10 protein-coding genes are annotated in these 11,744 nt (G+C 41.1%); all 10 read left to right on the top strand.

What is annotated here, in order from left to right; all coding sequences use genetic code 11:
• The first annotated feature begins 924 nt into the window (after positions 1-924).
• Positions 925-1,536: a sugar phosphate isomerase/epimerase family protein gene (locus L4D19_RS00050; RefSeq protein ID WP_428450601.1), complete on the top strand. Its 612-nt coding sequence runs from the start codon at positions 925-927 to the stop codon at positions 1,534-1,536.
• Positions 1,537-1,691: 155 nt separating this feature from the next.
• Positions 1,692-2,489 carry a BRO-like protein gene (locus L4D19_RS00045; RefSeq protein WP_428450600.1) on the top strand — a complete coding sequence of 266 codons (798 nt, stop codon included), beginning with the start codon at positions 1,692-1,694 and terminating at the stop codon, positions 2,487-2,489.
• 297 nt (positions 2,490-2,786) lie between these two features.
• A complete protein-coding gene (locus tag L4D19_RS00040; protein ID WP_428450599.1) occupies positions 2,787-3,338 on the top strand; it encodes a histidine phosphatase family protein in 552 nt (183 codons plus the stop codon).
• Positions 3,339-3,468: 130 nt separating this feature from the next.
• Entirely contained in the window at positions 3,469-3,885 is a 417-nt protein-coding gene (locus L4D19_RS00035; RefSeq protein ID WP_428450598.1) for a WapI family immunity protein, read from the top strand.
• A 115-nt stretch (positions 3,886-4,000) separates the two neighbouring features.
• Positions 4,001-4,330 (top strand): hypothetical protein, encoded by a 330-nt coding sequence (locus tag L4D19_RS00030; protein ID WP_428450597.1) that lies wholly within the window; start codon positions 4,001-4,003, stop codon positions 4,328-4,330.
• Positions 4,331-6,233: 1,903 nt separating this feature from the next.
• On the top strand, positions 6,234-6,665 hold the full coding sequence (locus L4D19_RS00025; RefSeq protein ID WP_428450596.1) for a hypothetical protein: 432 nt from the start codon (positions 6,234-6,236) through the stop codon (positions 6,663-6,665).
• 698 nt (positions 6,666-7,363) lie between these two features.
• On the top strand, positions 7,364-8,095 hold the full coding sequence (locus tag L4D19_RS00020; protein WP_428450595.1) for a DUF4365 domain-containing protein: 732 nt from the start codon (positions 7,364-7,366) through the stop codon (positions 8,093-8,095).
• Positions 8,096-9,495: 1,400 nt separating this feature from the next.
• Positions 9,496-9,894, top strand: a complete 399-nt coding sequence (locus tag L4D19_RS00015; RefSeq protein ID WP_428450594.1) for a hypothetical protein — start codon at positions 9,496-9,498, stop codon at positions 9,892-9,894.
• Positions 9,895-10,492: 598 nt separating this feature from the next.
• Positions 10,493-11,395: an HNH endonuclease gene (locus L4D19_RS00010; RefSeq protein ID WP_428450593.1), complete on the top strand. Its 903-nt coding sequence runs from the start codon at positions 10,493-10,495 to the stop codon at positions 11,393-11,395.
• 119 nt (positions 11,396-11,514) lie between these two features.
• On the top strand, positions 11,515-11,744 hold a 230-nt coding region (locus tag L4D19_RS00005), incomplete at its 3' end, for a hypothetical protein (RefSeq protein ID WP_428450592.1).

Below are 11,744 nucleotides of genomic sequence, written 5' to 3'. Positions count from 1 at the left end.
ATTTCTTTGACTATTGGTCTGGTGCAGCAGCCAAGCTTCTCCGTATCAGGTTGTCATGCAAGATGGTTTGGCTCAAATAGTTGAAAGTAAATCGCAATTAGCAGAGCCTGTGTTTGTTGCTTGTATGTCGCAGATTCATCATGCATGGAAGGATTTTCGGCCAAGTATGATCGTATTAATGGATGGAGTTGCATAACAAAGGTATCAAGGTGACTTGTTTGACTCGGCATTTTTGGTTTGAAGTTTAGTGGGTTTGGTGAGTTCCTCGTGGCGCACCTTATCCCAGGCGTTAGGCATGGGTAAAGCCTGCTTTTTTATTTGGTCGTAACCACGTCGCCCAAGAACGGGAACTCTTTGTCTATTCGTTCATTGTATGGCTGTCCTTAAAGTTCTGTGAACTGCAGGTTGTTTTGTTCTTTGGTGCCTCCGGCTGTTGCAATAAAGGTTCTTAGTATTCCTCGTTGCATTGCTGTGAAAGGCTTGTTGTTTACTTAACCCATTCGTTCAGTGATGCAGCCTTGATTAGCTTCTCGTCAGGCTGTCATGTAAATGTATCTGGCTTTAAGGTGTTGATAGTTTTGGTGTTATTTGATGTTTCGTGGGTGCTGTATCCCATGGTTGGCAGCGGACTGCGCTGAGAGTTCGGCGGCCAAGTAGGAATTTCACATGTGGAAATGCCTAACAAAGCAATCAAGGTGACCCGTTACACTCGGCGGTTTTGGTTTGGAGTTCGGTGTGCTTTGTTAGTTTGGTGCGGGGCACCTTATCGCAGGCGTTAAATGCGTAGGGGGGCGTTGTGTTTGTATGTGTTGAGTTTTATGCTTTTCTTCAATCTGAGCTAAAGCGTGTTTTTTAAATTAGTGAGATTATATTTTTGGACCCCTGGTTGAGGTAGTTTATTATTTTATTGAATTGCTTTTTTTTATGGATGTCTATCCTTATACGAAAGAATATGATTTACAGTATTCGGCGCTGCATACTGGCCCTGATAACTTGCGTGACTTGCCTGCGATTATCGGTCATTTGCAGTCCAATTATTGTCAAAATGTATGTATATCCGGTCCATTAGGCTGGCATGACCAAAGTTTACATAACTTCAGAAATACATGTAAATTTCTAAATGAGAAGGCAAAATTGTTGAAACTGGAAGGTATCAACGTTCATTATCATAACCATGATTTTGAGTTTAGATGTTCTGATGATGGAATTAGTCCTTTTGATGTTTTAGCTGATCAACTTGATCCATCCTTGATTAAATTCTCTGTAGATACTGGTTGGCTGCACATGGCTGGAGTTGATCCAGTAACATTCTTGAATCAACATAGAGGTAGAATTTCGTATTCTCATTTAAGAGACTTTTTAGGTTCAGAGTCTGTCGCATTAGGTCAAGGTTCAGTTGATATTGTAAGTATTGTCAAAGAGTTAAATAAAAACTCTTCGGTAGAGTGGTTAGTTGTCGAGCATGAACCAGAGTGCGACGCCCTTGAAAAATTATCAGTGAGTCGCTCTTATCTTAAGACTGAGTTATCGCTGTAAGACTTTTCGCATAACAAAGCCATCAAAACGACCATCAACGCTCGGCATTCTAGGTATGAATTGGCTTAGTGTTTACGGTGGTTAATCAAATATTGTCGTAATGCGTTGCTGGCGTTTTATGGCAGGGCGTTATAAAAAATGATATAGGAGATACGATGGATAGTCAGTTGATGAATTTGTGCTACGAGGGTGATTCTGGAATTAACGATATCAGGACTTGTTATGTAGACGAAATTCTATATATTTCACTTCGTGATGTGTTTGTGACATTGACAAGAGAAAATAAGGAAATAGATGAGAGATTTCCTTCAAAACATATCCCTAGTCTTATTAAATCGCAAGTTAAAGACTTAGATGATGATGAATATATTCGAATTCCAGTTGATGTGGAAAGTGCAGCCTTTAATGGCGAAGACGAAATATTCATTACTCAACCAGGTTTAAATCGTGTTATGGGCTCTGATAAATCCCAGGCAGGAAAAAACTTTCAACGATGGCTTTACCATAAAGTAGTTCCTTCACTCCAAAAATTTGGTGTTTATCCACCTCCACTTTCAACTCATGTATCCCCGAAAGCACAGCTGGCTGAAGTCGTAGCACAAAATGCGAGGGCAATAGCTGACACTATCGCTGACCAAGAAATGATTAAAGTTGAGGTTAAAAATGTAAAGAGCGACGTTTCTGAAGTTAAGGATGACGTTTCAGAGGTCAAGAGTCGTGTTCAAGAACTAGAGATGGGTAATATAAATAGCAAGCATATAATGACAGTCGCAGATTGGTGTAAAGACAAGCAACCATTAGCTACTTCCGAAGTTCAATTTGCCATTGTTACTTGGTGTGAGCACATCTCAATTACAGAGGGCGAACGTACAATCAAGTGTCCTTCTGGTGAGCGTTTAAATACTAGGTTTCATTCTAAAGTTATAGATGAAGCCAGCCGTAGAGTTCTGTGATAATTTTTTATAACAAGGCAATCAAGGTGATGCGTTACACTCGGCGGTTTTGGTACGGAGTTCAGTGTGCTTTGCATGTTCAGTGGGGCACACCTTATCGCAGGCGTTATAACCCCATGAAAATACGACAGAGTTTCATGTGTAATGATGTAAATCGTTTTGAGCTATTTGTTGAATCGAGTCGCAAATACTCTAATTCTATTGCTAAATTGAGTATTCATAAAAAACACTGGTAATAAATCGGAGAGGTGTTTGCTACAGTCAATAAATCATTGTTTTATTGGGCTGTGAAAATTAGTGGAAATAGTACTTATCAGGCACGGTAAGCCTACAGGTTCAACGAATCCAAAACTGACGCCAAAGGAGTTTGCGTTGTGGGTTAGGAGCTACAATTTTTCAGAGATATCAATTGATAGTAAGCCTCCGGCATATCTAAAGCCGCAGTTATGCGGACACTATATTGTTTCAAGCGATTTACGTCGTGCAATACATTCAGCAACTCTCTGTTTATTGAAAGAGCCTGACTTAAAATTGAGGGATGCTCGAGAAATGGACGTACCTCGACATAAAATACCATTCATACTTAGTGTGAACAATTGGTTATTAATCAACCGTTTTCTTTGGTTGCTTGGATTTAATGCTAAGGTTGAATCGCTCAAAGACGCGCAAGCTAGAGCTAAAAGTGTTGCGTTAGATTTCGCAGAGCTAGCTAATCAGCATCAAAAGGTTGCTGTATTTGGCCACGGTCTGATTAATAGGTCAGTTACCAAAGAGCTAGAGAGATTAGGTTGGCGGTGTACAGAAAAAGACAGTTCATATTGGGGGATCACAAAACTGACATTAAGCTGATTCTTTCGGGGTTATAACAAAGCAATCAAGGTGACCCGTTACACTCGGCGGTTTTGGTATGAAGTTCGGTGAACTTTGTTGGTTTTAGCGTGGGGCACCTTATTGCAGGCGTTAGCTGCTAAAGGAAAGTATGAAGTTAAAGTCAATAAATACAACAGTGGTAAAACTATTAACCAACGATGATGAATTGGTCTTTGAAATGACTAATTTTGAGTTATTTAGAGGTGGCTCATTTAAGTGTCGAGTTCTTGTTTCCTCTAGAGGGTTTGGCTATTGCGGGCAAGTATATTTTGACAATGGGCAGAGTTTTGTTGAAAACATTGAAAAAATGGCTGAAAACATAGTTGGAAGTGCAGAACTAAAAGAAGACTACCATGCTCATTTCGTAAAGTTTGAAGTGACCAAACTTGGCCATGTTTTAGTCAGCGGTTGCTTTACTGAGTATGGCGATTTTACTCAGAATTTGGAGTTTGGATTTAAGATAGATCAGACATGCTTAGTTCCTTTTGTGACTGATCTACGAAATGTGTTCCAAGGTCGCAGCTAACAAGGCAATCAAGGTGACCCGTTACACTCGGCGGTTTTGGTATGAAGTTCGGTGTACTTTGTTGGTTTAGTGCGGGGCACCTTATTGCAGGCGTTAGCAGCCATGGAGAGTAATAGTGAAGCAACTTCCAAATATTAATAAGCCAATGGTTGTTTGTTTAGTATTATTTGTCACGTTTTATGGCTTAGGTATGCTATTCGAACAATTAGAATTTATGGGAATGATAGGTGCTGCCGCAGCAATGTTTCTATACTGTATTATGCTTTCAATAAAGAACATTATTTCCTTTTTCACTGGTAAAGAAATGTTTTGGAAGCGCATCGCTGAATATAATGATAGGTATCATAGGCTGTATATTTTATGCGTATCACTCGTAATGTTGCTTTTTTCTACAATTTTCTTGTTTGTGATTTTCCGTGATACTTTTACTAAATTATTCATGTGATTACCAAGATGCTGTAAACAAAGCCATCCGTCGTTTGTCGTTAATCTTTTCATTGGAATGTGCTGGAGAGCACTGAGATCATAGTATGTGAGTGTTGTTGACATTATCATTTCAAATTCTTGAAAGCTGCAGTTAAGATCGGATCTGGATTGTTCACCGACCATATCTACTCTTTGATACCTCGGCATTTCCGCTCGGGCTGCTAACAARGCAATCAAGGTGACNCRTTACACTCGGCGGTTTTGGTATGAAGTTYAGTGYGYTTTGNTGGTTYTGYGNGGNGCACCTTATTGCAGGCGTTATGGCGCAGGGGAGCACAGGCAGCGTGGCAGTCGCTTCATCATACTAGAGTCGTGCTTAGCTGCTAGAAATGAGCAGTTTTCCAATTCTGTTATGGTGTTGGATGTTTACAATGAAACCAGCCTTAGTCGGTAATTGTCCGCGGCACGCACGATTGCCGTTTTGAGGTGACTATTTTCACTTAATCAGTAGGCTCCTGGTTTTCCTTTACTTCTATTGGCTCCAGTTTGCAGCTCGCTCGATTGTAGTGTTGTGCTTACTGCATTTTTCCTTCATGCACTGATTTACACCGATAGGTGAGAGCTGATCTTTTCGTGTAGGTTCTTAATTTAGCTGTAAGCCCATTCTTCTTCCGAGTAAATCTTGCTCAAATTCCCGCCAAAAGGCTCAGGATAAAGTTGTAGCTACCTGAAACAAATCACAAAATTGCGATCTCTCAATTACCCATTCACTAAGTAATGTATGATGCATGAATCATATGGCAGATAAATGATCCTGTTCGGCGGTAGCGTGCCCGATGCTTGTCTTGGACTCCTTGAGCGCGCCATAACAAAGCAATCAAGGTGACCCGTTACACTCGGCGGTTTTGGTATGAAGTTTGGTGTACTTTGTTGGTTCAGTGCGGGGCACCTTATTGCAGGCGTTATGGCGCAGGGGAGCACAGGCAACGTGGCTGTTGCTTCACCATCACAGGGTCGTGCTTAGCAGCTAGCAAGCCGCAGCTTTCCAACTCTGTTATGGTGTTGGGTGTTTACAATGAAACCAGCCTTAGTTGATATCTGTCCGCGGCACGCACGATTGCCGTTCTAAGGTGGCTGATTTCACTCGACCAGTAAGCTCCTACATTCTCTTGGTTTTCCTTACCTTTCGTTGGTTCTAGTCCGTAGTTCGATCGATTGTTATTTTGTTCTCGCTGAATTTCTCCTTTATGCACCGATATACACTGTTAAAAGAGGGCCGTCCTTTTCGGGTAGGCTCTTATTTTAGCTTTAAGTCCGCTTCTCTTCCGAGTAGTATTGCTCAAATCCCCACCAAAAGGCTCAGGTTAAAGTTGTAGCTACCTGAAACAAATCACAAAATTGCGATCTCTCAACCTCCTATTCATTAAGTGATATATGATGCATAAATCATATGGCAGGTAAATATCCTGTTCGGCGGTAGCGTGCCTGATGCGTGTCTTGGATTCCTTGAGCGCGCCATAACAAAGCAATCAAGGTGACCCGTTTGACTCGGCAGTTTTGGTTTGAAGTTTGGTGCGCTTGGTAAGTTGATCGTGGGGCACCTTATCGCAGGCGTTATGCCTTATTATCTATTTAGTCGTCAATTGCTGTTGAGGTCATCACCTCACAGCCTAGGAAGTCATTCACACCTGTCTCTTATTTAAGTCAATTTAGATTCTATTTTTGCAGTAATCTGATAGTACAAGGGTTGTTTAGGGAATAGGATAAAGCCTATAAAACAAGGGATTAATCGTTAATAGGAACTGTTATGTGAGCAAAAATTTCAGCATAGTTATTAGTTCGTATTTCGATACGTTATGCTCTAGGCGAATTCTAACTCTGGACAGTTTATTGATACCTTTTCAGATTTTATCGAGAATACTATGAATAGATTGACATATGGTGGTGCTTTACTGACACTTGTACTTTCTGGTTGCACCTCAATTGATTTTAATGGTCAAGAAGGGCTTGTTTATTATGAGCCAAAGCCATATTTGTTTGTGTCTGTAACTGACCAATGCATAAGCTCCGTATCTGTGGTTAGTATACCAGGTGTTCAAAAGAATATAGATTTCAATTCAGGATTTGGCTCATCTAATATGTCCGCTGAGTTTTCAAATGGAATTATTACTAAAGTCGGACAAACTTCGGATAGTAAAATTCCTGCGGCTTTAGCCTCAATAGCTGCATTAAAAACTGCTGGTATGTTAGTTGAAGGGCAAGAGCCAACATGTGAGCCAACAGCTAGGCTTTACCCTATAGAAAATGGCGTTCCTAGAACCAACGATCCAATTAATTTTATGATTGATAGGTAATTAACACATACGTAGTTAATCATTTTCAACACCCATCTAGATTTGTATTTGGAGCTTTATCAAATAAGCTAAGTGCTTGTAATATTGGCTGGCATAACAAAGGCATCAAGGTGACTTGTTACACTCGGCAGTTTTGGTATGGAGCTTGGTGCGCTTGGTGAGTTTGCCGTAGCGCACCTTATGCCCGGCGTTAGGCATGGGAAAAACCTGCTTATTTATCTGGTCGTGACCGCACCGCTCAAGAACGGGAATTCTTGGGCTATTCATTCATCGTAGGGCTGTCCTTAATGTTCGGTGAAATACCGTTGATCCGTTCTTTGCTGCCTCAAACGATGGCAATAAGCATTCCTAGCTTCCTCGATACAGCGCTGTGAAAGGCTTGTCGTCAACTTAACCCATCAGTCTGGTGGTGCAGCCTCGATTAGCATCTCATCAGGGTGTCATGCAAATGTAGTTGGCTTTAAGGTGTTGATAGTATTTATCTTACGTCAAGATTCGTGGATGCTGTATCCCATGGCTGGCGGCGGAGAATGCTGAGAGTTCGTCGGCCAAGTAGAGATTTCACATGTGGAAATGCCTAACAAAGCAATCAAGGTGACCCATTACACTCGGCGGTTTTGGTATGAAGTTCAGTGTGCTTTGTTAGTTTAGTGCGGGGCACCTTATCGCAGGCGTTATGTGCTTAGGAGAAAAACAACATGAAAGCACCAAAAAGTGAACTGGTTAGCAGGGCCGGTGTTCACTATGCTGGGTATGTATTCTCTACGGAAGGTATAATTTTTAGAGAAACATCATCGACAGATGTGGGAATTGATGGACAGTTGGAGCTAGTTTCACCTGATGGCGTTGCTACAGGTATGTTATTAGGCGTTCAAGTTAAAAGCGGTGATTCTTTCGTAGACAGTGAGGCTCAAGTTTTCTCGTTTAAGGCAAGTAAAGGTCACTTTAAATATTGGAAAAACTTGTGTATCCCTTCCATTGGTGTCGTGTATTCCCCAACGCTGAAAAAAGCATCTTGGTTTGATCTTACTAAACATGCTGAAGAAATACTCACAAGTAACAAGTCTCCCGTTATAAAGCAAGTGCTCAACGAGCAAAATACTCTTGAAATAGGACGTGGGTTAAATCAATTACTTGAGCGAACGCTCGAATACTACAAGCAACCAGTAACTAAAGATGAAGTAGAAAAGCTTGACTCTATCCAGGAGCAAGTGGTTTCTGATGGTCCATCTTCAAAAGAAGAGTCATGGAAACGACTTATATCAATATTTTTTGCGTCTGATAGTGACAGCGAAGTAATAGGTGATGTTGGGTATCGGCTATCTTGGTATTTTCCTGCGGTATCGGATGCACAGAAAACACAGTTCAAAGATAGGCTGCAACTGTTAACCCTCTCAGAGTTAAATCGAATATTGGAGCCATCAAATTAGCTATGGAGCGAGATCGAGATGATGTTGTATCTCTTATTGCAGGTTAATTAGCTACAAACCAAATATAATTGAATTGCTTGAGAGGCTAGATTCGGAAGGTTTTGTTAATTCTCAGGATCAATGGTTGTTAGAGCAGCTAATAGATTATCTCGAAGAAATTTAACTTGCACATAACAAAGGCATCAAGGTGACGCTTTACACTCGGCAGTTTTGGTATGAAGTGTATTTGGTTTTGTAAGTTCATCGTTAGCGCACCTTATGCCCGGCGTTATGGCACAAAAAGCACAGGCAACGTGTTTTTCGTTTCAAGGTCTGTGGGTCAAGCTTAGCGGCTATTAAGTCGAACTTCTCAGGCGATATAACTGAACGCTTGTCGGTATAACGAACTGTGAATTTGTCAGGTATTGTCCGCAGCACGCTTGATTTGCCTATTGTGTTTGCTACCAGAAATGCCAGAAACTTCATCGAAAACCAGCTTTCAACTTTTGGCTAAGGGTTATCAGATTCTAATCTTTGCTATTTTTTCCGAAGCTTCCGGTTTATATCAGTAGGTAAAGAGCAATTCTTTCTTCATTAGCTGCTGACTAATTTCTCTTAAAACTACCTGCACAAAATCCATTCAAAAGAGGCTAGGTGCCTAATATTTAAGACCAAAATTGAGCGATTTCAAACTTATACCTTTTGTTTGTTGTATGATGCCTTAATCATATGGCAGGTAAATAATTCTGTTCGGCGGTAGCGTGCCAAATTCAAGTTAACTGCTTGAAATATAGCCATAACAAAGGCATCAAGGTGACACGTTACACTCGGCAGTTTTGGTATGGAGTTTAGTGCGCTTGGTAGGTTCGGTGTTGGTGCACCTTATGCCCGGCGTTATGGCGCAAGGGCGAACAGGCAACGTGGTGGTCGTTTGCTGTTCAGAGAGTCAAGCTTACCAGCTACTGAATCGTTCCTTTTAGGCGATATATCTGAACGCTTTCCGGTATAACTAACTGCGGCATTGATTGGTTTTGTTCGCAGCACGCTTGATTTGCTCAGGATTCACGCTGATAGCAATTCCTGAAACTTCATTGAATGAAAATGTTCTATTTTGGACTATGGTTATCAATGTTTGGTTCCTGGTTATTTTTCCTGAAGATTCCGGTTTTAACCCGTTGGTAAAGAGCAATTCTTTGTCAAATAACTTCTTATTTTGTTAATTAGTTCATGAAGTTATGCCTTTATTACTGTTCAAGTATTGACGCTAGAGTAGACTGTTCTGAGTTGGAGCAGATTATTCTGTAGCGGTAGCGTATCTGTTAAGTGCTTGGCTCCCTTGAGTTTGCCATAACAAGGCCATCAAGTGTGACGCATTACACTCGGCAGTTTTGGTTTGAAGTTCAGTTTGCTTGGTGAGTTCCGTGGGGCGCACCTTATGGCTGGCGTTAGGGCATTATCAAATGAATGATTTTGAAAAATTACTGATATCAGTGTTTATAGATGCATATCCAGATGAAGGTGATGCACTGAGAAGTCAATTGATCGGGTGTTCAATCGAAGAACGAGAATTTACCAACGGTGGTGGTGTTTTTATCACTTTCAATGTAAATGAAAACTCTATTCCTGTATCACAATCTTTTTTAGGCGAGTTCTCGTATATTTGCGGCCCGAGTATTAGTTCGTCTGAACTTGAGTGCGGGTCATGTACTGATTTCAACTTTACAGAAAAAGGCTTTGTTGATCATGTTGAAATTCAGGCTCTAGCAAACGATTATCCGAGCAAAAGACATCCACTGAAATATGAGATTCAAATGCCCTAACAAAGCAATCAAGGTGACCCGTTACACTCGGCGGTTTTGGTATTGAGTTCAGTGTGCTTTGTTAGTTTAGTGCGGGGCACCTTATTGCAGGCGTTAGGCATGGGAAAAGCCTGCTTATTGATCTGGTCGTAACCGCATCGCTCAAGAACGGGAAATCTTAGGCCACTCGTACATCGTAAGGCTGTCCTTAATGTTCGGAGAAATGCAGGTTGTTCCGTTCTTTGCTGCCTCAAACGATGGCAGTAAGCATTCCTAGCTTCCTCGATACACTGCTGTGAAAGGCTTGTTGTCAACTTAACCCATCAGTCTGGTGGTGCAGCCTCGATTAGCACCTCACTAGGCTGTCATGCAAATGTAGCTGGCTTTAAGGTGTTGATAGTTACCATGTATCGTGAAGATTCGTGGGTGCTGTATCCCATGGTTGGCGCTGTGGTACGCTGAGAGTTCGGCGTCCAAGTAGGAATTTCACATGTGGAAATGCCTAACAAAGCAATCAAGGTGACCCGTTACACTCGGCAGTTTTGGTATGAAGTTTGGTGTGCTTTGTTGGTTTAGTGTGGGGCACCTTATCGCAGGCGTTAGGTCAAAGGAGTAATATTTGAACATTTGCATTATTTGTATGGGACATCATCCAATTTCGGACAGTAATCCTTTAACCATAGAGCATATTGTCCCTGAACTAATTGGTGGAGGGCTAACGGCTAAAAATGTCTGTAAGCATTGCAATAGTTCAATGGGGGCGGGTTTTGAAGCTCGAGCTGCAAATAATGTCACCTTTCAGTTGCCTAGATTTGTTGAAAAAATTGCAGGTAAGAACAAAAAAATTCCCAACCCATTTATTCACCGATTCGATAACGAAGAGTATGGCGGTAAATGTGAGATTCAAAATGATTTAGCTTTTAAGACTATTCCTCAGCTCAGGGTTTCCAAAGGAATTGATGGTGAAATTGTTGAGATAATAGCTGACAAGACAGAACCTCATAAGATTCGAGAAATGCTAAAAATCCGACTTAAGCGACGTGTTAAAACTGAACATGATTTGGTTCTTTCTGAGGCACAACTAAATGAATTAGCCGGTAAGGTTATGGCGGAAGCTACTGTCAAAATCAATAGAGTTGAGCATCCTCAAGTACAAAAGGTGTATGAAGTTGATGAGTATTCAAATCAGCTTGTGTATATCAAAATTGGCTATGAATTAGCTGTCCACCACTTTGGGTTTGAATATACAAGGGACGAACGAGCGAAGTTGTTTCAAGCTTGTCTATATACACAGCATGTTGCCGATGCAGTGAACTTTTCTTTACCGTCTACAGCTGTTTTTGGTACAAATTATTCACCTAAGTCCCATTTTGTTCGCTTTGAAAATGGATTTTGTTTTATAAGTCTATTTGGTATGGCTTATAGTTTTTGTTATGCAGATAGCCCACAATATTGTCCTGCTAATGCCGTCCAATATGAGTTCGATTATATAAATCGGACGTATAGCGCGTCACGATTTTGACCTAACAAAGCAATCAAGGTGACCCGTTACACTCGGCGGTTTTGGTATGAGGTTCGGTGCGCTTTGTTTGTTCAGTGTGGGGCACCTTATTGCAGGCGTTATACACTCAAGGAAGAAACGTGAGAAATATTCGTACCTTATTGATATTCTTCGGTCTTGGTTGTCTGTTTGGCTGTGGTGATATTCAAATTGAAGAGGACTGCTTTGAACCAGTTCAATTTAAAGCAGGTGAGTTATTTTCAAGTGACATTATTAGAGTTACTCCTGTGTGGGGAAATAATTCAAACGAAGAATATTTAAAAGAGCACGGAGTGGTAGGTTACCTCAGTGCAAGTGGTTCGTATGAACC

It is taken from the genome of Photobacterium kasasachensis (assembly GCF_050336885.1).
Taxonomy (GTDB): domain Bacteria; phylum Pseudomonadota; class Gammaproteobacteria; order Enterobacterales; family Vibrionaceae; genus Photobacterium; species Photobacterium kasasachensis.
This window is presented reverse-complemented; position numbering and strand designations above follow the sequence as displayed.

Excerpts from the sequence above, each read along its gene's own strand:
- L4D19_RS00050 (WP_428450601.1), top strand. The coding sequence starts at position 925 with ATGGATGTCTATCCTTATACGAAAGAATATGATTTACAGTATTCGGCG.
- L4D19_RS00045 (WP_428450600.1), top strand. The coding sequence starts at position 1,692 with ATGGATAGTCAGTTGATGAATTTGTGCTACGAGGGTGATTCTGGAATT.
- L4D19_RS00035 (WP_428450598.1), top strand. The coding sequence starts at position 3,469 with ATGAAGTTAAAGTCAATAAATACAACAGTGGTAAAACTATTAACCAAC.
- L4D19_RS00025 (WP_428450596.1), top strand. The coding sequence starts at position 6,234 with ATGAATAGATTGACATATGGTGGTGCTTTACTGACACTTGTACTTTCT.
- L4D19_RS00020 (WP_428450595.1), top strand. The coding sequence starts at position 7,364 with ATGAAAGCACCAAAAAGTGAACTGGTTAGCAGGGCCGGTGTTCACTAT.